The following is a 22,807-nucleotide window of genomic DNA, read 5'->3' on the forward strand; positions in this document are numbered from 1 at the left end:
GGTTTTTACGGCTCGAACTTGTAACCGAGACCACGCACCGTCACCAGGTAGCGCGGGGCGCCCGGGTCCGGCTCGATCTTGGCGCGGAGGCGCTTCACGTGGACGTCGAGGGTCTTGGTGTCACCGACGTAGTCGGCGCCCCAGACGCGGTCGATGAGCTGCATGCGGGTGAGGACGCGGCCGGCGTTGCGCAGGAGCATCTCCAGGAGGTCGAACTCCTTGAGGGGGAGGTCGACCTTGGAGCCGGAGACCGTCACGACGTGGCGGTCGACGTCCATGCGGACCGGGCCCGCCTCCAGGGCGGCCGGGGTGACCTCCTCCGGCTCGCCGCGGCGGCGCAGGACGGCCCGGATACGGGCGACCAGCTCGCGGGAGGAGAAGGGCTTGGTGACGTAGTCATCGGCTCCTATTTCGAGACCGACGACCTTGTCGATCTCGCTGTCCTTGGCCGTCACCATGATGACGGGGACGTTGGAGCGGCCGCGCAGCTGGCGGCAGACCTCGGTGCCCGGCAGGCCGGGCAGCATCAGGTCGAGGAGGACGAGGTCGGCGCCGTTGCGCTCGAACTCGTCGAGTCCGTCGGGGCCGGTGGCCGCCACGGCGACCTCGAAGCCCTCCTTGCGGAGCATGTACGACAGGGCGTCGGAGAAGGACTCCTCGTCCTCGACGACGAGCACTCGGGTCACGGAAGGACCTCCGGGGCGGGAAGCGGTTCGTACGGGGATGACTCGGTGGTACCGGCCTCGTCTTCGAGGTCGGGGTCGGGGTGCTGCGATGCGCGATCGCGGGCCACGCCCGCCTCCGGCAGCCTGAGGGTGAAAGTGGAGCCCTGGCCTTCGGCGCTCCACACCGTGACCTCCCCGCCGTGCGAGGCGACCACGTGCTTGACGATGGCGAGGCCGAGGCCGGTGCCACCGGTGGCCCGTGAGCGGGCCGGGTCGACGCGGTAGAAGCGCTCGAAGATGCGCTCCTTGTCCTTGTCGGTGATGCCGATGCCCTGGTCGGTCACGGCAAGCTCGATCATGTCGCCGCCGGTCGCGTTGATCCGGCGGGCGGCTATCCCGACCCGGGTGCGGGCCGGGGAGTAGTTCACGGCGTTCTCGACCAGGTTGCCGAGGGCGGCCGCGAGCTGGCCGCGGTTGCCCCAGACGTGCAGGTCGGCGGTGCCGCCGGCGGCCATGGTGATCTGCTTGGTGCCCGCCTGGTGCCGGCACCGGTCGATCGCCTCGGCGACCAGCTCGTCGACCCGGACGGGCTCGGCGTCCTCCAGTGGGTCGTCGTTCTGCACTCTCGACAGGTCGATGAGCTCCTGGACCAGGTTGGTCAGGCGCGTGGCCTCGATCTGCATGCGACCGGCGAAGCGCTGCACGGCCTCCGGATCGTCCGAGGCGTCCATGACGGCCTCGGAGAGCAGGGAGAGCGCGCCGACCGGGGTCTTCAGCTCGTGGCTGACGTTCGCCACGAAGTCCCGCCGTACCGCCTCGATGCGGCGGGCCTCGGTGAGGTCCTCGACGAGGAGCAGCACGAGCCGGGAGCCGAGGGGTGCCACCCGCGCGGAGACGGCCAGGGCCTCGCCCCGTCCGGTCCCCCGCCTGGGGAGATCCAGCTCGACCTGTCGTATCTCACCGTCCCGCCGGGTGTCGCGGGCCATGCCGAGCATGGGCTCGATGGCGAGTTTGCCACCGCGCACGAGTCCGAGGGCGTACGCCGCCGAGCTCGCCTTGACAACCGTGTCTGCTTCGTCGAGGACGACCGCGGAGGAGCGCAGCACGCTCAGTACGGTGTCCACGCCCGGGGGCAGTACGGGGTCGGTGTGCAGAGAAGTCCTGGTCGGTCGCTTCTGGTCGCGTTCGCTCCAGCGGAACGCCAGCATGGCGATGACACCGGTGAGCACCCCGGCGATCGCTGCCGCTGCGGCGACCGCCGCGTTCACGTCCATGCAAACAGGTTAAGCAGGGGGTACGACATCCCCACAGTCCGCGAGGTGTCAGCTCGAACACTCGTCGCCCAGAGTTCACCTGGGAGCCAGTATTGGTTCATTTGGGGTGGCAGAAACGGTCGCGTTGGGACCGGAACGTGGAAGCGTGGGGTTCGCAGCTGGATTCGGCCACGGGCCCCGGCCCCCGGAGCCCCATGGAACACACAGTAGGAGAGGGAACCCTGATGCGGGACGCGTACCACGAGGAACTCGACTCGATCGGCGACAGCCTGGTCGACATGGCCCGGCTGGTCGGATCGGCGATCGGGCGCGCCACGACGGCGATCCTCGACGCCGACCTCAAGCTGGCCGAGAGCGTCATCGAGGCGGACCAGAAGGTGGACGAGCTCCACCACGACCTGGAGGCGCGTGCGATAGCCCTGCTCGCCCGCCAGCAGCCGGTGGCGACCGACCTGCGGATAGTCGTCACCTCGCTCCGTATGTCCGCCGACCTGGAGCGCTCCGGCGACCTCGCCCAGCACGTGGCGAAGCTGGCCCGGCTGCGCTACCCGGCGAACGCCATCCCCCACGACCTGCACGCGACCGTCCTGGAGATGGGCCAGCTCGCGCAGCGCCTGATGGCCAAGGCCGCCGAGGTGATCATCACCAAGGACGTCGACCTGGCCCTCCAGCTGGAGCAGGACGACGACGAGATGGACCTGCTGCACCGCACGATCTTCCAGCACCTGCTGGACGACCGCTGGAAGCACGGCATCGAGACGGCCGTCGACGTGACGCTCCTCGGCCGCTACTACGAGCGGTACGCCGACCACGCGGTCGCCGTCGCCAAGCGCGTCGTCTTCCTGGTCACCGGCGAGCACGCGGACGAGCTGCAGCCCGACATCCAGCCGGTGACGGGCGCCGAGGGGGCGTGACCCGCCGGGCGGCCGGGGGCTCGCGGGGTACGGCTCAGGCGTACGGGCGCCACTGTGCGCCGTTGATGCGCCCAGTGAAATGGGCATGGAATGGGCAAGGCCCTACCTCTAGGGCATCTAGGGACCTCTAGGAGGGATCCATGGCCGAATCCCCCAGCACCACGCCCGACCCCACGCAGCAGCACGAGACCGACCAGCCCGTCGAGATCAAGAACCTCCTGGTCATCGGCGCCTGCGGGTGCGGCTCGGGCTGCGGCTGCGGCTGCCAGTCGGGCAGCCCCTGCCAGTGTGGCTGAGCGAACCCGTCAGCACACGTCAGTACAGCGAAGGGCCCCGGACTCCGGTCCGGGGCCCTTCGCATGCCGCGCCGCGGTGACGGGCGCAGCATGGTGGTGAGACGGGGAGGACGGACAAGGCGAAGGAGGTGGCAGCCATGCCGCACTACATGGACGTCCACCACGGGATGAAGGGCATCACCGCCGACCAGCTGAAGGAGGCCCACGAGGCCGACCTCGCCGTCGAGAAGGAGGAGGGCGTGCACTTCGAGCGCGCCTGGGCCGACCCCGCCTCCGGCAAGGTCTACTGCCTCTCCGAGGCGCCCTCGGCCGAGGCGGTCAAGCGCGTCCACGAACGCACGGGCCATCCGGCGGACGAGATCCACCCGGTGCCGCTGTCGCTCTGACGAAGCCGTTCTGACCGGCGAAGCCCTTCAGGCCGGCGAAGCCCTTCAGGCCGGTGAGGCCTTTCAGGCGGAGGGCAGCGCGGCGAGCCAGTCGACGAGCAGCCGGTTGACCTCGTCGGGCCGCTCCTGCTGGATCCAGTGCCCGCAGCCGTCGAGGATGTGGGCGGAGACCAGGCCGGGGAGGGTCACCGGGTACGCCTCGATGGCGTCGGCCAGCCAGGTCGTGGAGGCGTCGAGGCCGCCGCCGACGAACAGGGACGGCTGGGTGATCGGGGCGCCGTCGTAGGCGGCGAGGTCCTCCCAGTCGCGGTCCATGTTCCGGTACCGGTTGAGCGCCCCGGTCAGTCCGGTGCGCTCGAACTCCCCGGCGTAGACGTCGAGATCCCGCTCACTCAGCCACCCGGGCAGCCGTCCGGCGGGGAACCGCTCCCGGAGCGTGCCCCCTTTGCCGACGAAGTGCGGGTCGGGGACGCCGGGTCCGGGCATGGTGTCGCCGGACAGGGCACCGTAGAAGCCCGCGAGCCAGCCCCGTACATCGGGTTCGATCTCGGCCTCGGCACGCCCGGCCTCCTGGAAGTACGAGACGTAGAACTCCTCGTCCCCGCCGCTCATCCCCGCGAAGACGTCACTGGGCCGCGGCCCGCCGCGCGGGGTGTACGGGACGCTCAGCAGCCCCACGGCCCTGAACACCTCGGGCCTCAGCAGCGCGGAGTTCGCGGCGACGGCCGCGCCCCAGTCGTGCCCGACGACCACCGCCGACTCCTCGCCGAGGGACCGCACGACCTCGGCGTTGTCCGCCACGAGTTCGGTCATCCGGTACGCGTCCGGCGCGACCGGCCCGGACGAACGCCCGTACCCGCGCACGTCGACGGCGACCGCCCGGTACCCGGCCGCGGCGAGCGCCGGCAGCTGATGCCGCCAGGAGTACCAGCACTCGGGGAACCCGTGCACGAGCAGTACGAGGGGGCCCTCCCCCTGCTCGACGAGATGGATTCGCCGTCCGTCCGCGACGACCGACCGATGCCGCGCTGCCATATGCCCTCCTCGACTTGCCTGCCTTGCTTGCCGTGCCAGCTCTGCCAGCCCTGCCGGCAGGGCTGGCCCTGCTTGCCCTTCGGGACCGTCGCCAATCGGCGCCGGTCCTCCACCGATCATGCGAAACCGCGCGCCGGGGGGCCGAGCCCGTTTGCCGGTTCGGCAAACCGCGGCCGGGTGTCGGCGCCCGGTGCCACCAAGGGGGCGACGGGGAGCGAAAGGGACGGAAGCTCACGTTCTATGACGTCCATCACAGCCATTCGCGTACCTACCGGCATGCTTAGTAGATCCGATGTGGCGGACATCTGAGTATTTGTCCGTCTTGGGACTTATGCGGACCCCGACGGGTTTCCCGGAATTCCGCCCGGCCGACAGCCGCGCCCATTCCCTTGCACCGCACGCTTTCTGACGTCGTGACAGCTTGCCCGCACCCCGCCGAATGCGGACCGGAGCTCCGTGCGCCGCCCCGGCGAGGTCCCGGGACCTACGAGGCGACGTAGTTGTGGGGGCCCTTTGCGCTCCCTGTCAGGCCGTTCTAAGAATTCGACCCACAGGACGTCGCCGCAGTTCGGAACCGGTGTTCACGCAACGTCGACCACGCACCGGACGCTCGGCGTCACCGAGTGAGTAGGAGCCCCCCACATGAAGTCGTCCCGAACGTCCGCGAGACTCCTCGCCCTCGGCCTGGGCCTGGCCTCCGGCGCGCTGGGCACGGCGGTGCCGGCGAGTGCGCAAGCGTCCGCCGCCCCGTCCGCCCCCCGCTCCGCCGCCACCGGTTCCTCCGTGGCGCGGTACGACGGGACGGGCGAGGAGGCGGCCGGCAACAAGGCGTTCTTCGAGGCCGTGCTCAAGTCGGTCGCCGCGAAGCGCGCGGCACAGTCCGGCGCGCAGGCGGTGACCGTCTACTACAACGCCTCCCAGGCGCCGAGCTTCCGTTCGCAGATAGCGAGCGCGGCCTCGATCTGGAACAGCTCCGAGTCCGACGTCAAGCTCAAGGAGTCCTCTGCGAGCGGCGCCGACTTCTCCTACCGCGAGGGCAACGACTCGCGCGGGTCCTACGCCTCGACGAACGGCCACGGCAGCGGCTACATCTTCATCGACTACTCCCAGGCCCGGCAGTACGACTCGGTCCGTGTCGTCGCCCACGAGACGGGGCACGTGCTGGGTCTGCAGGACGACTACAGCGGGCCGTGCAGTGAGCTGATGTCGGGCGGCGGCCCCGGCCCGTCCTGCACCAACCGCTACCCGAACGCCACCGAGCGCTCGCGTGTCGAGCAGCTGTGGGCCGGCGGAGGCGGGCAGCAGACCACGGGGGGCACGGCGAACCAGCCCGGCACCTCGGTGAACGTCGCACCTCAGACACCGCAGATGCCGCAGACACCTCAGATGCCGCCGCAGACACCCCAGATGCCGCAGACACCGCAGGTGCCGCAGATGCCGCAGATGCCGAACACGGCACCGGGCCAGGTTCGGGGAGGCCCGCTCATGGGCATCCTCTGGGGCTGACCGCGTTCCAGGCCGCAGCCGGCTACGGGCGCCGGATCGTGCCGTTCGCCGAGATCCGGGCGGCGTGCGGGCCGAAGTCCTCCTCCGACATGGCGGAGACGAGGTCGATCGCATCTCCGCCCGGTTCCGGCGTACCGGGCGCCACGATCAGGGTCGGGCGCAGCCGCCCGGACACGTAGGTGCCGTCGGTGCCGAGGGTGACCTGCAGCACTCCGCTGGTCGAGAGGGTGCCGCCGAGGCCGAGCACCTTGTAGCCGGAGAAGTTGCCCAGGCTGTAGGCGATCAGGCGGCCCTTGTAGAACTCCATTCCCCGCATCACGTGCGGGCCGCTGCCCACCACGAGGTCGGCGCCGGCGTCGATCACCGCGCGGCTGAAGCGGTAGCTGTCGCCGCGGTCCTCGCCGAGGAAGTACTCGGTGCCGGGTTCCACGTGGGTGCGGTCCGGGCCCTCCGCGCCGGCGTGCATGACGACGATCACGATGTCCGCCATCGCCGCGGCGCGGGCGGTGAGTTGCCGTGCCGCGGGGATGTCCGTGAGGTCGTTGGCCCCCCGGTCGGGAGCGAACCCGAGCACCGCGACCCTGATGCCGCGTACCCGCTGCACGGTGATCTGGCCCAGACGGCCGGTGAACGGCAGGTTCGCGGAGCGCAGCGCGGCGAACGTCTGGCGCCGCCCCTCCGCCCCGAAGTCGTCGATGTGGTTGTTCGCCGTGTTCAGGACCGTGAACCCGGCCTCCTTGAGCAGGCCGCCGTAGGACGGCGGGGCGTGGAACGCGAAGCAGTTCGGGCCGTCGATGTGGTCGCACTTGCTGTCACCGCCGGTGGTGAGCGTCCCCTCCAGGTTCCCGAGCACCACATCGCCGGTGAGCAGGTCGTCGACGGGATCGAAGAACGAGGCGCCGTCGTCCGGCGGCAGGTCGTCCGGCAGCGAGCCCATGACGATGTCTCCCACGGCGGAGATCCGCACGTTCCCGACCGGACGCGGCGGTGCCGCCGCCCCGGACGGCGCCGCCGCCCTGGTCGCCCGTAGGGAGATCCGGGCACCGCCGCCGGAGTCCGAGCCCGCGACCCCGGCGCGGAACGCGAACGCGAACACCGCGCTGGCCACCACACCGCTCCCGACCAGGCCGACGAAGAACAACCGCCACACACGCCGCCGCCCGGAGCACCGCCCAACGAACCTGATCATTCACTCATATTACGAACTGTGAATCATCTACCTACGGAGGGTCACCACCTGGCGTGTTTCCCAGCCCAGCCCAGCGGCGGCGGACTCGTGCACCCGCTGACCGTAGTGGTTGGTGTCGACTGGCTTCGTAACGCTTTGTCAAGGGAGGCTCAGGCGGACGCTTCTCACTGCCTGACGGTGAAGTACTGCCAAGTCCCCCATGTGCTGAGGTTGCCGGTGTCCTTGGTGCTGTGGACGTACTCGGCCCGTACCCGGAACTTGCTGTTGACCGTCATGGCCAGGCTCGGTGTCGCGTCGGCGGTGCTTTTGGTGTTGAGCGTGCGGCATGAGGAGGTGCTCTGCGTGTGCCAGGTGCCGCCGTAGTACCGCTGAGTTTGGAACTGCACGCACTGGCCTGCCTTGTTGGGGGCGACCGTGGCGTTCAATGCGGCCTTGGCGGTGTGGTGGTAGACCCGATACAAAATACGGCCGTAGTGGGTGCTCCCGTAGTAGCCACTCAGTGCCTCGGATACCTGCGCGTAGCTGGACGCGCTCCTGACGGCCGTGGCTGGGGCGTAGCGGTCGTCTCCGGCGAATGCTGCGGTGAACGTGGTCTTACGGGTGATTCTGTAGCTCGTGGCAAGGTTGCCGTGGCTGTCCACCGTGCCGGTCTTGAGCAGCGTCTTCTTGCCACCGTAGGGCTGGGCGTAGATCGCGAGGGTCCGGCCGTTGTAGGTCGTGCCGAGGTGGGCGGTGACCTTGGCGGTCGCGCCGTACGAGTACGACGTGGCGTTGGTGGTCATGGACACCGCAGTGGCGCTGCGGGAGACCTGGACGGTCGTAGATGCGGTGACGGTCTGGTGGGTGGAGTCACCCGGGTAGGTCACGGTGTAGGTGTTGGCTCCCCCGGTCTGCGGGACATCGGTGATGCGGAAGGTGCCGTCGGCGGCGAGCAGCGCATCTGGCAGTGCCACCCCCGCGGGGTGGGCCAGGTCGCTCTTGACCACGTGGACTGCCTCACCAGAGGGGTACGGAGCTGCCGACAGCTGGCCGGACACGGTCAGTTGGACCGCCCGGGCCGCTGTCGCCGGGCGGGTGAGGTCGATTGTGGTGGGGTTCGGCGGCGGGAGCTGCCACGGAACGGTGAACGTGTACGCCGCCGGCGACTGAGACGCGTTCCCGGCCGCATCAACGCCGACGACGTAGAGGGTGTGAATTCCCTGGGGCAGGGCGGCCGTCACGCTGCCGTTGCCCTGTGCGTCCGCTGGAACCCTGGCGGCTCCGATGCCGGGCTCCTGGTCCCACGCGTACTCGAAGTGATCCAAGCCGCTGGACTGGCAGTCCGGAGCTCCCGCCTGCGTGCATCCGGCGGGCAGGGGGTCGCCGCTGGAGCTGAAGCTGAAGGTGGAGGGCTGCCCGGCAGCCTTGGTGGGCGTCCCCGGGCCGCCTACCGGGGGGAAGTCCGGGTTGGTGACGACCGGCGTGACGGGCGGGCTTGCGTCCATCCTGAAGTAGCAGGGCGCGGTCGCCTCCGAGTACGCGGTCCCGTTGTACGTCGACGCGTCCCAGGCGTAGGTGTGCCCGTCCGCCAACGGCAGGGGGACGTAGACGGATTGGTAGCTCGCCGACGTCCCGTCGACGGACCCGTCCGCCGTCTGTGAACCGTCCACGTCCCACGCGTGGACGACTCCCTGATTGGTCACCCCGTTGACCGTGGACCGCGGTATGCCTATGGAGACGGTCATGCCCTCGGGGGTGCGGGCGGATGGGCCACGCCAGGCCGGGCTGCCCTCGCTGCCGCAGTCTGTGCCTGTCGGCACGGTGGGAGTCGGCAGTGCCGGGTCGATGGGGGTCCCGTCCGCGACCGCTGCCGCCGGGAGCGCTGCCACGAACGCGCCGGCCAGGAGAAACGGGAGCCAGCCGCGTCTGTGCGCGGTTCGATTCACAGGTGTCTTCTTTCCGGGGCGTGCCCGTCCGCATGGAGTGCCTGTGCTTGCCACGGGGGCAGCGCGTGCATCCAGAAGTGCGCGCGGCGTATTCCAGAACGGCATGCGTCCGACCGGCGCGCCCGGCCACCTTCCCCCGATGCTGCGGCATGGAGCCGCAGAGCGCGCCGAGCTTAGCGCCGCCTGGGACGGCCCCGATTCTTCTTGATCAACTTTTTGCTCTCGTTAGTCCACAGCGACGGCCGCGACTAGACCGATCTCCGACCACGACGTTCAGCTGTGTACGACACACGACGTCAGGGCGTATGGGGCAGATTTCCACCCCTCTTCACACTCCAAGCGGAGCGAAACTACGTGCCCCTGGGCGGCTGTGGGTCCGCCAAGGCGAGATCACCTTGCCGCGGAAGGTGGCCCACGGGCCTCCGGTGACCAAGCAGCTGATCTTCACCGGGCAAGGCCCTCGCCGAGTACCTCGGCCACTCGGACCCGGATCAGACCCTCCGCGTGTACGCACACCTCATGCCGTCCAGCCAGGAATGCACCCGAAAAGCCGTGGCTGCCGTCTTCGGGGGCGCATACGCTCCCGTTCGCTGAGGCAGGAGGGCGAGATGTCCGACGAAGAGTCCACCGAGAACTACACGCTGGTCTGCGACGACCCGTCCCACGAGGTGGTGCTCGTTGACTGCGGCCCCCGCGAGATGGATGTGATCCTTGCAGTGCGCAAGGTGACCGGGCAGAGCTTGTGGCACAGCCGGGACCTGGCGCGCCAGGCGCCCGTCACCCTCCGTGGGGGTCTGTCTGCTTACAGGGCCCAGTCGGCTGTCGCTGTGCTCCAGAGCGCCGGCGCCAGAGCGGAGTGGAGACAGGAGCCGGAGCCCGGAGAGCGCGCGGCCCCATCGCCTTGACGGACCAGAGGCAACGACAAGCCCCCTCCCGGCGAAGAAACCGCAGGCAGGGGGCTTACCGTGGGCGCTTACTTCTTCTTGCCCTGGGTCTTTCCGGAGATCTTGGTGAGCTGGGTTTTCGCTGGTCGGGGGTGGTGGGCTCGTGCGCCTGGTGGTCGTTGTTGGTCGTCATCGGGCACTGTTGAGCAGCGTCGGACGGCCCAGGGACGGCCCAGCCATGGGGCCAATGAACGGCGTCAGCCAACGGATGCGGCCCGCCATTCGGCGGTGATACACCCCTCTTCCGACGGGGTGATCTCAGCAGCCGCGAGCCGGGCGTTTTCGCGCACCTTCGAGGCGGTATTGGCGGACAACAGCGCGGCGGTAGCCCTCAGCGTGACAACATCAACGTATGGGCATCTTCAACTCCATCGCGCGTGGCCTCGGTAGCCTCCGCCCGCTGTCCGACGCGGAACTCGCAGACGAACGCGAGGCGCTGCGAAAGCGTTACGTATCCGCTGGAGATGTCAACAAAGCGGATAAACTGTACGACGAGCTGCACCGCTACGACGCAGAGATGATTCGCCGTGCAAACGAGGCCTATGCCCGCGAGAACCCGAACCCACCAGAGCCCAGGCATCGCGAGCACGGGTGGTACCTGCCGAACGACGACTAGTACTCCAGTTGTAAATCGCGATCTTGCTGGTTGGGTACCGGGTCCCGGGCGAACTGATCCCCGCCTCGATCGGTCCGGTCCGATGCGCTTGCTGTCTCAGCTGGACTGGTCAGTGGAGGGGCTGGTGGCGCTGTCCGTCCCGTAGAAGCGGCCCTGGTCGCACAGGGCGTCGATCTCGGCGTTGTCTTCCTCGCTCAGTTGTGCATCCAGCGCGACGCTGATGACGCGTCGGGCGCGGGCCAATCGCCGAGCGACATCCCAGTCGGCGATGAACTTGCCGACGGTGTACTCGTCGGTGGCTCCGGCCGCCTGGCGGGATCCGAGTCGGTCGAGGGAAACGACGAACTCGTTCAGGTCCTGCAGTACTGCGACGACCTCGCTGAGGGGCATGCGGATCTCTCGGGAGGACATGTCCATCAGCCGATTCAACTCCAGAGCTGGCGCTCGGGCGACCATTTATCTTGCTGGTCGGGACTGGTCCGGGAACGGGTGCGGCCACCGGTGATCATCGGTGTGTGAAGACAGAAGATCAGGCAGTGGCCGCAGGTCACAGCATAGATCCTGCCCGCTGGCAGAAAGCGTTCGAGGTCCTGATGGGCCGTATCGCGGGACGCTTCGTCCGGGTGGAACCCCGGCGCCGGGCACGGGCGTTCGTGCTCGGACTGTTGTCGGACCTGCCGCGCAAAAACTGCTGGACACTCGCCGAGCAGGCCGGGGACGCGAACCCATACGGTCTGCAACACCTGCTGTCGAGGGCCAAGTGGGATGCCGACGCAGTACGCGATGACATCCGCGGCTTCGTCGTCGAGCATCTGCACCACGAGGATGCGGTGCTGGTCGTGGATGAGACCGGCGACCTGAAGAAAGGCACGGCCACGGTTGGGGTGCAGTGCCAGTACACCGGCACCGCCGGGCGCATCGAGAACTCTCAGGTCGCCGTCTACCTTGCCTACTCGACTCCGCTCGGGCACGCGGCGATAGACCGGGAGCTGTATGTCCCGCGCTCGTGGACCGAGGACACAGCCCGCTGCCGGGCCGCCGGGATACCCGACAACGTCGCCTTCGCCACGAAACCCGCCCTGGCAGTCCGTATGATCACTCGCGCGCTGGACGTCGGCGTCCCCGCATCATGGGTGGCCGGCGACGAGGTCTACGGAGCCAACCCGCACCTGCGCACCGCCCTTGAGAAGCGGCAGGTCGGCTACGTACTCGCCGTCGCCCGTGACCACCAGATCACCACCCACGCGGGCACCTTCCGCGCCGACGCCCTGATCAAGAAGCTGCCGCGGAAAGCCTGGCAGAAACTCTCCGCCGGCGCCGGAGCCAAGGGGCACCGCTTCTACGACTGGGCCCTGGCCGACCTCGCCGACGACAGGCCCGGCCACCACCAGTTGCTCGTCCGCCGCAACCGACGCACCGGCGAACTCGCCTTCTACCGCTGCTACTCAGCCGCCCCGGCACCGCTATCCACCCTGGTGCGCGTCGCCGGACGCAGATGGACCGTCGAAGAGACCTTCCAGTCCGGCAAGGGCCTGACCGGACTGGACGAACACCAGGTCAGACGTTGGACGTCCTGGCACCGCTGGGTCACCCTCGCGATGCTCGCCCACGCCTTCCTCACCGTCGTCCGCGCCGACGAACACGCCCGCCACCCGAAGCCCGACGGACTGATACCGCTCACCTGCAACGAGATCCAGCGCCTGTTCATCGTGCTCGTCGTCCGGCCCGTCCACGGAACGGCCCACCGGCTCGACTGGTCCCACTGGCGACGCCGTCACCAGGCTCGATCCCAGGCCAGCCACTATCAGCGACAAGCCGCCCAGACATGAAGATCGCGGTCTACAGCTGGAGTACTAGGCCACTCGGACCCCGGCCTGACTCTTCGTGTATACGCGCACCTCATGCCGTCAAGCCAGGAACGGACCCGGAAGGCGATCGCCAGCACTTACGAGAAGAGCGATACGTCCGCAAAGTAAACAGGGAAGCCGTAAAGCCGTTAGCGTAACATCCAACCCGTAATACCAAACCGGTAATGTCGAACCGATAACGCCGAACCGGTAACGCCGTAAAGCTGATCCAGCAAAGCTAGCCGGTAAGGCCTAACAACTAATCGGACTCCTCTCCCCTTACGAGAAGCAGGGGTCCTTAGTTGGCGTGCAACAACATCCGCGGCCTGGAGGCTTAGACGGCCGAGGTTACGCAGGACGGCACCGCACGCCGAGGCGGCACGGAGCGGCACAGGGCGACACGAGGCTACTCCTGGAAAGATTGGAGAGTCTTTGAAAGATTCCAAGAATATTGGAACCCTCCAGCCGTCCACGACGGTGGACAATCCGTCTACGCAAACGAACAAGGCGGCTCTTAGCTGTGCGTTTGTCTGGCGCGTGATGACTATGGGAAAGTTTCCGCGGCATGCGAATGCCGCCCTTGGCCGGGCGGCATTCGTCTCCCTTGCCACGCCCCAGAAAACACCTTGCGAAGTGAACCGAGCACAGCTGGAGGGCTTCATGGTCCCACGCGTCGGCGTAACCGTCGACATCCACCTTCGTGATCGACCGATCGCGCTCATCGGCACGGCGGGCGGGACACTCGCCCTCTGGGCCAACGTTCCCGCCGGGATCGCCATCCCCACGGCCGCGCTGATCGTCCTCGACGTCCGCATCCAACGCTGGCGTCGACGCACCTGACGGCCCGATCAAGCGCCTGACGGCCCACAGACGGCCCCAGGCCACCAAAAAGCCCCTCACCCGCAGAGAAACAGCAGGTGAGGGGCTTGATCCTTCAGGCTTACTTCTTCTTGCCCTGGGTCTGGCGGGCCCGTTTTCCGGCCCTGGTCAGGGGGGTGCTCACCTCAGCTGACCTGCGGTTAGGCCGTCGTTGTTGGTCGTTGTTGGTCGTCGTTGATCGACCTCGGAGGGCCCAGAGAGGGCCCGGCGGCGTCGCCCCGGTCTCACTCGCGAAGAGGAGCAGCCCCACCCCGGCTTGCGAGCGCAGTCTTCTCTTCACCCGCAGGTCCGCGCCAGCACCCGTCTCTCTGTCGTCAATAGTTGCGATCCACGGCGAGGCCCTGCTTGTCGTTTGTCTCCCCGTGGATCGTCAGAAAGACTGCCGGCGGCTCGTCATCTTCACTACGGGCCGTCTCTTCCAGAAGAGTCAGCAATTGCTCGGCCGCGTTCAATTCGAACCACTCACTCCTACCTGTGGCGACAGTCAACCACTCATCAGCAGTGGGTAGACCCGGGACGAAGACCTCTAGGACGAACTGTCCATCCGCGTTGTCGTCACCTTCGCGCACGCGGGCGCTCACGATGTCCTCGCCTCGAATCCAAGTGTTGGCCGCCGAGCATCGCGTATCCAACCAGACACGCGGCCTCTGAGCCGTGAATGCGCCCTGCAGCACTGCGTACGTGACAGCCGCGAGACCCTCTCCAACCGCGTCCGTCAACAGGGCTTCGCCTGTACGGCTCGCGGCACGCTTGGCCTGTTCTGCCGCTTTCTTCTCCCACGCCGACACGAATCGTCCCCTCCGTTGTGTGTCTGTCGGTCCTGCTCTCCCCACCACCGCGACCGACACACCTGTCGGGCGGAGGAAGTCACTAGAGCCCTGGCGCCACGACGGTTTTCAGGACCGGCGACCAGCCCATCCATGAACGCAACTGACCTGCAAGTAGTCGTAGGGGCATGCTCCTCCGCTGACTTCTGGCCAGAGGTTGACCAAAGGACAGGCGCTTCGACCGATTCGCCAGTCTTCGCCACCCCCCACAAGACGCTCACCAGGGGCTTCTAAATGATCTACATTGGATCAGCCTCGCGCCACCCCTAAACGCCATGCTTCACCATGGACTCCGCCATGATTTTGGATCATGAAATTCGTTCCGAAGCTTGATGCTCCAAGTGACTTGAGGTTTCCTCGTGGTGGAGCCCGAGGCTCCACCACGCCGCATGAGGCCTGGCCCCGGGCAGCACCCCGGAGCCAGGCTCGCATGCGGGGTCAAAGGCGGGTCCGGCCGGCTAGGTAGCGGCCGGGCTCGCTTACCGCCCAACCAACCGTCCGGACTTCCTCTGGCGCATCACACAAAGTGCTGGACGCACCCCGCGATGGCAGTGACCGCAGTCAGGACTACGGCCGCAAACTCAACCCATTCCGGTAACGGGCTTCGCCTGCGACTCCGGCTCCGCCGTGTCGATCGCTCCATCTGGTCCGATCTCCCATCTCTCAGTGCTCCCAACAGCGTTGGGGCCCACCCGGTAGAGGTGGGCGTCCAGGGAGAGATGTGGCGGACCCTCCGCAAGTTAGCCGGCACCGCAGTAGCGCGACTGGTGGTTTTGGGGTGGCGAATGTTGGCGAACGACGAACGCCAACTAGGACTCTCGGTCAGGCCAGCGGCATATGGCGGAGCCGCCCCCACTGTCAGTGCGTTGTTTTACGGTGTCACTCATGGCAGCTTCCGAGATCACGCGTGCAGGGATCCTGCACGCGATTGCAGAGTGCGACCGGCTTGGACAGGAGGCGTTCCGCGACACCTACCACTTCCGGGCCGCAGCCTCCTACCTTCTCGTTCATGAGGGACGGCAGTACGACTCCAAGGCCATAGCCGGTGTAGCGCACCTGTATGACTTCGGGCATGCCCTCAAGCCGTCGGAGCTCAGTGGCGGTCTCAAGCACGCGGTGTCCTGGTTGCGGCGGGAGGGCTTCACCGTCATAGAGCAGCCGAAGACCTTCCAGCGACGTGTTGGCGACGTCCGGCCGCCCCGTCGTGTAGCCGGCACGTCGTTGCATCGGCCCGTGCTCTTGCTGTGGGCGATCGGGCAAGCCGCTGCCGGAGCACCGCGGATGCAGTCATGGTCGGCCACACGCGACGCTGTGGCCCCGCTGTTGGAGAAGTACGGCCAAGTCGAGGACGGCATGGACGGCGCTCGATATCCATTCTGGGCCCTTATGCGCGACGACTTGTGGACCGTGGAACCGACTCAAAGCCTCAGCCTCACCAGTCGCGGGCGTCGCCCCACCCTGGAATCTTTGAACCAGGTCGATCCATCAGGTGGCCTCCGCGAGGACGACTACGCACTGGTGCAGTCGCACCCCGAGGTCGCAGCCGGAGCTGCCGCCGGACTGATCCTGCGGTACTTCTACCCCCTCCCCGGCGGTTTGTTGGAGGACTTCGGCCTACACGACCTGCTTGCCGGCAGGTGGGCAGATGCCCTACGCCCCCAGATCGGTGAGAGCTTCAAAGACCGAGACGCCATCTGGCGCACCTACGGTGGTCAAAAGATGGCGGGCATCGGCTGTCTCGCTGACGGCATCCTGAGCGCCTTCTCAGACGACAAGGGCCCCTACGCAGACGGTCGTATCCCAGACACGGACTGGATCGCCTATGTTGGCGACGGACTTTCGGGCGACCAGACCCTCACCGACGGCAACGAGATGATGGCGGAGTACCAGGCCGCGCAGCGTCCCCTGCGCTACTGGCACAAGCCGTTCCAGAAGCAGTTCAGCTTTGAAGCCTGGGCCGTCATCACGCAACGCCGGATGCGCTGGGGTGTGGGGGAAGATGGCCAATGGCGCCGCGAGTTCTTGTGGGTACTCGCACCGGTGCCTTCGCCAGAGCGTGAGACCTGGCCTCAGGAAGTGCTGGACGCGCTGGACGGCGATAGAGGCGCCCTGCACGACGACACGGACTCCTACCGCCCAAGCGACGTAGACCCAGACGTACGAGACGACTCCGAGAGCGACAAGGACGCCTACGAGCGTCTGGCCCGGAACGCCGAAGCCAACGCCGAGCGGCGTGGGCAATTGAAGAAGCCCACGCAGGCCGATCGTTTCGTACGTGACCCAAGCGCGAGAGCGGCAGTCGTGCGGCGTAGCAAGGGCAACTGCGAAAGCCCCCAATGTGCCGGCCACCCCAAGGAGCTCACCACCGCGGGGAAGCCCATCTTGCAGGTCGATCATGTCCACGACTTGGCCCAAGGCGGGCCAGACCTCCCATGGAACATGATCGCCCTGTGTCCCAACTGTCACGCCCTCAAGACATACGGCGTCAACAGGAAGAAGCTTCGTCGTCTCCTCGCAGACACCGCTCGCCGCCTGCACGAAGAGGCGCTCGGCTAGACCCTCCTACGGTGCTCCCCCTTGGCCAGAAGGGCGAGCGCCGTGCGTCATCCGAGACAGGACTCCCTCTTCCGGCCGACCTACGCACTACAAGCTGTCCGATCTCGATCCAAAAGCGTACGTACGTGCTTGCGACAGCAGAGTCGATCCAGCTCAGATGGCCTGCAAGAACGTCACGGATCACGCTGGACGCCATCGGATTGTGGGGGACCCGACGCCGGAGACGAGCGCAGCCGGCGTCAGGTCTGGGTGGTGCCGCTCAGTCGAGCGCATACCCACGGCCTTGTACCGGAGGAGTCACGGCGGCTCCGGCGCTGAGCACTTCGCCGACCTAGTACGTAGTGAGTAGGGAAGTTTCATCTCACCCACCCAGTTAACACCAAGGTGTCATGTTCTCCCGTTGCCTTCACCCAGCCAAGGTTGCCCGCTACCGTGGCGGCCTGGTCACTTCGCGTGGCTTCGCTTGCACGAGGGTATGGAATGACGGAGGGTGACGAACGCTCATCCTTGATCGGCTTAAGCCCATGGGCCGGTTGGGTAACGATCACCCGCCCGTCTTGATGGCTCTTGGGGTGGGGGGTACAGTCATAACTGGACTGAATCGTCAGGAGTGTTCGGACTGTAGGCGCATATATTACGAGCGCGGACGCCGGCAAATGGTCGAAGCTGCCCGTATAACCGACGGCGTTTACCTGTGCGACGAATTTCTTCGCAAGCTGGAGGAATCAAAGGGGAAAAAGGATCGTGCGCGACTAGCGGTAATCTTGATGGTTCTGGAAGATTTCGCCCATCGTCGGGAATTGATGTTCCCGCGAGAGATCAACGATCTTGAGGATGGGATCCGAGAATTGAAGCCGGGCGATGTTCGACTTCCGTTCTTTGACGTTCCTGGAACTAAGGTGGGTGCAGTACGTCTCACTCACGGCTTCATCAAGAGAACCAGATGGGCTCCTATGGGCGAGATCCGTAGGGCCCGGTGGGTGCGAGAGGAGGACGCCAAATCATGAAGTCTCTCTACGATCGGTTTGCGAGCAGCGAAGACGGCGCCCAGTTGCTGGCAGCGACAAGGCTCCGCCGAGAAGTTCTGCGAATCCTCCATCGCGCCCTTACGGCTAGCGGTCTGACGCAATCGCAGCTAGCCGAACGCCTTCACGTGCGAAAGTCGGCCGTCAGCCAAGTTTTCCGTGGGGACGGAAATCTACGTGTTAACACTCTGGCCCAATATCTCGGGGCTATGGGCTACGAGCTGGATGTACGAGTGGTCGAGGCCGGCGAACCGCGCAACGCGATCCTTGAGGGCAGGGAAATGATTCCAGCCATCAAACAAGACTGGGTCGAGCCAGAATCCGCTGAGCTCACCAGCGAAGTGCAGCATGAGGCTACCTCACAGGAAGCATATTTTCACCTTGCAACAACAGCCCTGAAACTGCATTTCGTCCCGGACCATCTGACCACCACACTGGTAGAGATGCGCATGAATCATGCGCATTCCTCCGGAGGGTCACTTTGGGATTTCCGAGGGGCTACGGAAGAGGTAGCACTTCCGTCCATTTCAATGGACCAAGAATTTCACCCGATCCGAAGTGAGGCTACTTCGTGACTGAGCAGCAAGGTAGCCTTGCACAGCTTAGCGATTTTGTTGCACGCGTTGACCTGCGCGGGATAGTCGCCCAAGAATGTCATGCCGTCCGGCATTCCGGAGCCGCACCTGAGCGAGCTGCTGTTTCGCTGGATACCGCACTTTCATTTCGACCTGGCGCGGTCGACTATCGCTTTACAATGACCTGCAAGGCCTATGATGTCTCCGAAGATCCCGTGGCCGACCTGTCGGTAGTGCTACTTACTAGCTTTACCTTCGAGGGCGCCGAGGCAAGCGAACCGGTGTATCACGCATTCGGCACTAATGTTGCGATTATGACTGCTTACCCCTACCTTCGCCAGCACGTCCATGACCTCGCAGCGCGGATCGGTCTTGTGAATTTCACCTTGGGTCTATTGAAGCAACCCAATAAAGAGCAGGGATTCTCCATCATTGCAACAGGCTCCACCCAGCAAAAAAGCACGCCATAATCCTCGAGCGGCCTGGATGCGGTCGGCTCTGTCCCGTCCGCGCGCCTGGAAAACCATTACCCATTGACGCCAGGCTGTCCCGGCGCCGTCCACCTGTATGAGGTGTGGTCCGTAGCCTTCTAGGCAACGTTGATGCCCAGTGCCATGTCCGGTCGACAGGCCGGACATGCCTTGGCACCGACCGCGCGCTGGCTGAGCGCCAGTTCCGCCTGCCGGAGTGTGCACTCAGACGCTGGCCGTTCGATGGCGGTGCAGCCACCGATGTGGACGTACGCCGGCCTCGGATGGTCAGGCTGGATCTTGGGCTCCAGCATGTACGTCCCGGGCTTCAGCTTCATCCGCCTCGGACCTTGCTGGGGCTGCACTGCGTGAGGCTTCCGCCGTGTCTCAGCCTCGGCGATCGCCGCCTGGACGGCGTCGCGCTGGAGACGCAGGTAGGTACCGACGGTCTCATGATCGGCCACCTGCTTGTCGAGGTGCGCGAGGATCACGCGCAGTCGCACGGGGTCCGGAGGCAGAATCTCGCTCACACGTTCGATTCTAGAGCGAGAGTCCTGCGTCAGCACCCCGCCGGACTGAGCTGTGCTGTGTCGTGTTGTCACCGAATGTTGACGGATGCGAGCTTGTGCCATCGGAGATTGATCGCCCTGGTCAGTGCGCGGCAGGTCAGTTTGGACGCTGGGTCGGGTGCCTTGGCTGCGCGGCGGCGCCGGTGCAATCTCTGGGGGATTTCCGCTTTCCTGTCCGTCTCTCTGCCTGAGGTCTCACGATTGACGGCGTGACAACGGTGGATGACACGCAGGCGGCTCCGGGGCCGCAGGGCATGGTGCCGCGAGGCCGGGAGTGGGTCAGCACGGTACGAGCACGGTTGCTGGCTCGTTGGAAGCGTCCCGCGCTTGAGCGAGCACGGAGCGCTGCGCTGCACGTTCGCGAGAACACTGCCGGGATCATGGCAGTGCATGAGGAGCTCGGGGTCCTCCGGCCAATGACCGCTGGGCTACGGGCGGCAGTCCGCGTGTACTTCCGGGAGCGGGAGGTCCCGAGCCCGTATAAGCGGCTGGGAGCGCTGTATGTGATCATGGTGTGCTTCGTGGCTTTGATCAACGCAGTCCGCGCTGCGGTGCCCGTGGTACCTGGACGCTTGGAGAGGCTCACGGAACGCTTCACCACCGGAATAGCAAACGCTCCGACCTTCTTCGTGCCCATCCAGATCGGCGTCGCGGCCATGATGGTGCTGGCGGCTCTGGTGGCTGCGCTACTGGGCTGGCTGATCGTGGCCCGTATGTTCGTCATCATCTTCCGGGTGGAGTTACGCACTTTCAGACTGGCCGCGGCGGCTCTAGACGCGGTCAGTTGCTGTGGAGCCGTGTTCAAGACCATGGGGCCAGAACGGACTGATGGTCTGCGACAACTCGCCCTTTCTATGGGCGGCGTCAGAAGGGCGTTGAGGCGTGCCCACCGGAACCGGGGGACCCTTCCTCTTCGCAGTGACCGACGGAAGGAGGCGCGTGCACACGTACGGCGGGTCGTGCAGTGTCTGAATGACGCGGAGAAGCAGATCGACGTGAAGGGGGATCAGGCTCTTCCCCTGTTGGTCGACCATCTGAGTCGGATCGCCGATCAGTACGCCGATGGACGTCTCGGTGCGCTCCTGGACGAAGATTCACTGCGTGACTACCAGGCCGGACGGGACTGGGAAGCGCTGCGCCTCGCGGGCCTTGCCGTCGTCATCGCAATCGGGGCCGCCGCCACTGGGTTCCTCGCGCTGTCCGATCCGGTGACGGTCATCTTGATCTTCAGCGTGGCTGTCCTGGGTGTCGCGTTGCTGTACAGAAAGAACCTGACGCGGGGACTCAGCTTCCTCGAACTCTGGCGGCCGTGACCGTCAGGCTGGCGAGACGGACGAGCGCATCACTCAACCATCGGTGACAACGCTCAATCTTCGATGACACAGGACATGAGCTGACAGGCAACACCTTGACGCCCTCCCCGGACGGGGGTGAATGAGACGGAAACGTCAGGTCCGTAGCGGGACGGTTACGCGGGCTTTGAGCTGCGGGTTCGCTCTCTCAGCGCCCCGCCCTGGGGGGACGCATGGGGGATCAAAGGGCTCATTCAGCCGTTGATGTCAGTGGGAGCCCTTCCCACGGCCAGTAGATGCGAACTGGCGGCGAGCAACTCCGGGTACGGCTCAGCCATGCGGGCCGCCTCCATGGCCGACGCGATCAACTCATCTGTGGGCCCCTCCCCCGGCTGCTGCTCGGCTGCCTTCACGAGCGACCACGCGGGCCCCTCGATCCCGAAAACCTGCACGTCAGTCAGCCCGGACGCCTCCAGCTCTGTGACCAATTCCTCGGCCCTGTGGAAGTAGGACAGGGTGAATCCGCGCGCACCGTCGTAGACGGCAGTCTCAAGAATCTTGGAAACGGAGTCACGGATTCGTTCCTTGTGCAGGTGGGCGTAGGTCACGTGTTCAAAGAGCGAGGCGTAACGGTTGATGGCTGCTGCTGCGACCAGTCCGCCGGGCTTCACAACGCGGCGAGCCTCCGCCAGAGCGGTACGCCGGTCCTGGAGGTCTGGCAGGTGGTACAGCGGCCCGAGGAGCTGCACGACGTCGAAACTGTCATCGGGCTCGCGCAGATCTCGGGCGTCTCCCACCACCGCAGAGCACACGGCTGACGCCTGCTCGACATGCCGAGGGACCGGGTCCACCAGCGTCACGTCGTAACCATCCTTGACCAGCCATTCGGCATGAATACCGGTCCCCCCGCCTACGTCGAGCACGCGGGCCGGAGCAAGGGGCAGAAACCGCCGGAGAAGTTCTTGAGTCCTGACCAGTTCCATCCGCCCGTCTGCCGAGCTGCGCAGACGGATGTCCTCGTTCACTGTCTCGCCGTAGAACCGCATCACAGAGGGAGCCAATTCGAGATTCGACATGCCGGAAGTATCGTGTGTACCGGTGGACCAGTCCAGCGTGCGAGGTAGAGGAAGCTATGGCTGTTCTGAAGTACGAGGAGATCGCCGAGTCACTTCGGACCCGCATCGCCGCAGGTGAATTCGGCCCCGGCGAGACTATCCCGTCCGGCCGAGACCTGGCCGAGCAGTGGGACGTGTCGCGTGCCACCGCCATCAAGGCAGTCGACGTACTCCGCAACGACGGCGTAGTGGTGGCCAAGCAGGGGACCGGCTTCGTCGTCACGGAGACGCCCGTAGCTCGCCCCGCCGGCGCCCGACGGGCCGGGTCCGCGCGCATCTTGGGCGGGATGCCGTTCTTGCGGATCGGGGCGCCCGACTGGGCCGAACCTCCCTTGCGCGTCGCCAACGCGCTTGGCCTGGCACCCGGCGTCCCGGCACTCCGGCGCGTCCGCGTCCTCCAGCTCCCCGACGGGAGTCCCAATAGCTGCGTGGAAGCATGGTTCCCGCCCGAGATCGCAGAGGCGGCCCCCCGGCTCTCAGACACCGCTCCCATCGCCGAGGGCACGACACGCTACGTCCGTCGGCAGACCGGACGCTTTCCAGTCGAGGGAGTAGACGTCACCACCGTGCGCCTGGCTACAGAAGTGGAGGCAGAACGGTTGGGAGTCGAAGAGGGCAGCGCGGTCGCAGTTCTCCTGCACACCGCGCACGACCAGGATGGGCGCCCGTTGGTATGCGAAGAGGGTGTCACACCTGCCTCGCTCTTTGAGCAGGTGGACACCTACCCGATGTAGAAAACCACCTCAAGCGAAGCTGGACCGGTCCGCCGGTCCAGCTTTTTTGACGCCTCGTAACATGCGCTGACCTGCGAAAACGAGTCGCCCCGCTCGACAACTCCAGATTCAACGGTTGACTGGACCGGTCCACCGGTCCAGTCTATGGATGCAGCGCCGCACCGCCTC

22 protein-coding genes and 3 pseudogenes are annotated in these 22,807 nt (G+C 66.2%); 16 read left to right on the forward strand and 9 right to left on the reverse strand.

Going from position 1 to position 22,807, the window contains the following annotated elements; translation table 11 throughout:
* Positions 1-5: 5 nt before the first annotated feature.
* A complete protein-coding gene (locus ACFY0K_RS16450) occupies positions 6-686 on the reverse strand; it encodes a response regulator transcription factor (RefSeq protein ID WP_010358452.1) in 681 nt (226 codons plus the stop codon).
* Positions 683-1,939, reverse strand: coding sequence for a sensor histidine kinase (locus ACFY0K_RS16455; RefSeq protein WP_382720882.1), 1,257 nt, complete (start codon positions 1,937-1,939; stop codon positions 683-685). The genes ACFY0K_RS16450 and ACFY0K_RS16455 overlap by 4 nt, the downstream gene beginning before the upstream one ends.
* 224 nt (positions 1,940-2,163) lie before the next feature.
* Here ACFY0K_RS16455 and phoU point away from each other — a divergent pair, with 224 nt between their 5' ends.
* The 3 genes from phoU (at position 2,164) to ACFY0K_RS16470 (ending at position 3,535) form a co-directional block, all read left to right on the forward strand.
* On the forward strand, positions 2,164-2,853 hold the full coding sequence (phoU, locus tag ACFY0K_RS16460; protein WP_181801023.1) for a phosphate signaling complex protein PhoU: 690 nt from the start codon (positions 2,164-2,166) through the stop codon (positions 2,851-2,853).
* Positions 2,854-2,993: 140 nt separating this feature from the next.
* Entirely contained in the window at positions 2,994-3,149 is a 156-nt protein-coding gene (locus tag ACFY0K_RS16465; protein WP_361300005.1) for a hypothetical protein, read from the forward strand.
* Between the two features lie 137 nt (positions 3,150-3,286).
* Entirely contained in the window at positions 3,287-3,535 is a 249-nt protein-coding gene (locus ACFY0K_RS16470) for an SCO4226 family nickel-binding protein (RefSeq protein WP_352360807.1), read from the forward strand.
* Between the two features lie 63 nt (positions 3,536-3,598).
* Here ACFY0K_RS16470 and ACFY0K_RS16475 read toward each other — a convergent pair whose 3' ends face one another.
* Positions 3,599-4,570: an alpha/beta fold hydrolase gene (locus tag ACFY0K_RS16475; RefSeq protein WP_390640409.1), complete on the reverse strand. Its 972-nt coding sequence runs from the start codon at positions 4,568-4,570 to the stop codon at positions 3,599-3,601.
* A 642-nt stretch (positions 4,571-5,212) separates the two neighbouring features.
* Here ACFY0K_RS16475 and snpA point away from each other — a divergent pair.
* Positions 5,213-5,863: pseudogene (gene snpA, locus ACFY0K_RS16480) on the forward strand (snapalysin); the annotation flags it as partial.
* A 235-nt stretch (positions 5,864-6,098) separates the two neighbouring features.
* Here snpA and ACFY0K_RS16485 read toward each other — a convergent pair.
* Positions 6,099-7,265, reverse strand: a complete 1,167-nt coding sequence (locus ACFY0K_RS16485; RefSeq protein ID WP_390640410.1) for a CapA family protein — start codon at positions 7,263-7,265, stop codon at positions 6,099-6,101.
* A 164-nt stretch (positions 7,266-7,429) separates the two neighbouring features.
* Entirely contained in the window at positions 7,430-9,064 is a 1,635-nt protein-coding gene (locus ACFY0K_RS16490) for a hypothetical protein (protein WP_390640411.1), read from the reverse strand.
* Between the two features lie 579 nt (positions 9,065-9,643).
* On the opposite strand from ACFY0K_RS16490, the pseudogene ACFY0K_RS16495 reads away from it, so the two are divergent.
* The 3 genes and pseudogenes from ACFY0K_RS16495 to ACFY0K_RS16505 form a co-directional block, all read left to right on the forward strand.
* Positions 9,644-9,784 (forward strand): annotated as a pseudogene (locus ACFY0K_RS16495) (site-specific integrase); the annotation flags it as partial.
* 14 nt (positions 9,785-9,798) lie between these two features.
* Positions 9,799-10,095 (forward strand): ribosomal protein L7/L12, encoded by a 297-nt coding sequence (locus ACFY0K_RS16500; protein ID WP_390640412.1) that lies wholly within the window; start codon positions 9,799-9,801, stop codon positions 10,093-10,095.
* 391 nt (positions 10,096-10,486) lie between these two features.
* On the forward strand, positions 10,487-10,750 hold the full coding sequence (locus ACFY0K_RS16505; protein WP_390640413.1) for a hypothetical protein: 264 nt from the start codon (positions 10,487-10,489) through the stop codon (positions 10,748-10,750).
* Positions 10,751-10,846: 96 nt separating this feature from the next.
* Here ACFY0K_RS16505 and ACFY0K_RS16510 read toward each other — a convergent pair whose 3' ends face one another.
* A complete protein-coding gene (locus ACFY0K_RS16510) occupies positions 10,847-11,167 on the reverse strand; it encodes a hypothetical protein (protein ID WP_390640414.1) in 321 nt (106 codons plus the stop codon).
* A gap of 176 nt (positions 11,168-11,343) precedes the next feature.
* Here ACFY0K_RS16510 and ACFY0K_RS16515 point away from each other — a divergent pair, with 176 nt between their 5' ends.
* The 3 genes and pseudogenes from ACFY0K_RS16515 to ACFY0K_RS16525 all read left to right on the forward strand — a co-directional run bounded on the left by ACFY0K_RS16515 (position 11,344) and on the right by ACFY0K_RS16525 (position 13,437).
* Entirely contained in the window at positions 11,344-12,579 is a 1,236-nt protein-coding gene (locus ACFY0K_RS16515; protein ID WP_390640534.1) for an IS701 family transposase, read from the forward strand.
* A gap of 15 nt (positions 12,580-12,594) precedes the next feature.
* A pseudogene (locus ACFY0K_RS16520) lies at positions 12,595-12,726 on the forward strand (site-specific integrase); the annotation flags it as partial.
* Between the two features lie 504 nt (positions 12,727-13,230).
* The gene (locus ACFY0K_RS16525; protein ID WP_390640415.1) at positions 13,231-13,437 is read left to right on the forward strand and encodes a hypothetical protein; all 207 of its coding nucleotides are present in this window, start codon (positions 13,231-13,233) and stop codon (positions 13,435-13,437) included.
* Positions 13,438-13,790: 353 nt separating this feature from the next.
* Here ACFY0K_RS16525 and ACFY0K_RS16530 read toward each other — a convergent pair whose 3' ends face one another.
* Positions 13,791-14,264 carry a hypothetical protein gene (locus tag ACFY0K_RS16530; RefSeq protein ID WP_390640416.1) on the reverse strand — a complete coding sequence of 158 codons (474 nt, stop codon included), beginning with the start codon at positions 14,262-14,264 and terminating at the stop codon, positions 13,791-13,793.
* Positions 14,265-15,188: 924 nt separating this feature from the next.
* Here ACFY0K_RS16530 and ACFY0K_RS16535 point away from each other — a divergent pair.
* The 4 genes from ACFY0K_RS16535 (at position 15,189) to ACFY0K_RS16550 (ending at position 18,929) form a co-directional block, all read left to right on the forward strand.
* A complete protein-coding gene (locus ACFY0K_RS16535) occupies positions 15,189-16,859 on the forward strand; it encodes an HNH endonuclease (protein WP_390640417.1) in 1,671 nt (556 codons plus the stop codon).
* Positions 16,860-17,515: 656 nt separating this feature from the next.
* Complete coding sequence (locus ACFY0K_RS16540) at positions 17,516-17,866, forward strand: hypothetical protein (RefSeq protein WP_390640418.1); 351 nt, start codon at positions 17,516-17,518, stop codon at positions 17,864-17,866.
* Positions 17,863-18,459: a helix-turn-helix domain-containing protein gene (locus ACFY0K_RS16545; RefSeq protein ID WP_390640419.1), complete on the forward strand. Its 597-nt coding sequence runs from the start codon at positions 17,863-17,865 to the stop codon at positions 18,457-18,459. The genes ACFY0K_RS16540 and ACFY0K_RS16545 overlap by 4 nt, the downstream gene beginning before the upstream one ends.
* Positions 18,456-18,929 carry a hypothetical protein gene (locus ACFY0K_RS16550; RefSeq protein WP_390640420.1) on the forward strand — a complete coding sequence of 158 codons (474 nt, stop codon included), beginning with the start codon at positions 18,456-18,458 and terminating at the stop codon, positions 18,927-18,929. Before ACFY0K_RS16545 ends, ACFY0K_RS16550 begins: the two co-directional genes overlap by 4 nt.
* 119 nt (positions 18,930-19,048) lie before the next feature.
* On the opposite strand, the gene ACFY0K_RS16555 is transcribed toward ACFY0K_RS16550, so the two are convergent.
* On the reverse strand, positions 19,049-19,459 hold the full coding sequence (locus tag ACFY0K_RS16555) for a DUF6233 domain-containing protein (protein ID WP_390640421.1): 411 nt from the start codon (positions 19,457-19,459) through the stop codon (positions 19,049-19,051).
* A gap of 419 nt (positions 19,460-19,878) precedes the next feature.
* Between ACFY0K_RS16555 and ACFY0K_RS16560 the strand changes: the two genes are divergently transcribed.
* Entirely contained in the window at positions 19,879-20,811 is a 933-nt protein-coding gene (locus ACFY0K_RS16560; RefSeq protein ID WP_390640422.1) for a hypothetical protein, read from the forward strand.
* Between the two features lie 233 nt (positions 20,812-21,044).
* On the opposite strand, the gene ACFY0K_RS16565 is transcribed toward ACFY0K_RS16560, so the two are convergent.
* Complete coding sequence (locus tag ACFY0K_RS16565; protein WP_390640423.1) at positions 21,045-21,866, reverse strand: class I SAM-dependent methyltransferase; 822 nt, start codon at positions 21,864-21,866, stop codon at positions 21,045-21,047.
* 56 nt (positions 21,867-21,922) lie between these two features.
* On the opposite strand from ACFY0K_RS16565, the gene ACFY0K_RS16570 reads away from it, so the two are divergent.
* A complete protein-coding gene (locus ACFY0K_RS16570; protein ID WP_390640424.1) occupies positions 21,923-22,639 on the forward strand; it encodes a GntR family transcriptional regulator in 717 nt (238 codons plus the stop codon).
* Positions 22,640-22,807 lie beyond the last annotated feature (168 nt).

The sequence above is a fragment of the Streptomyces sp. NPDC001507 genome (genome assembly GCF_042894765.1).
Lineage (GTDB): Bacteria > Actinomycetota > Actinomycetes > Streptomycetales > Streptomycetaceae > Streptomyces.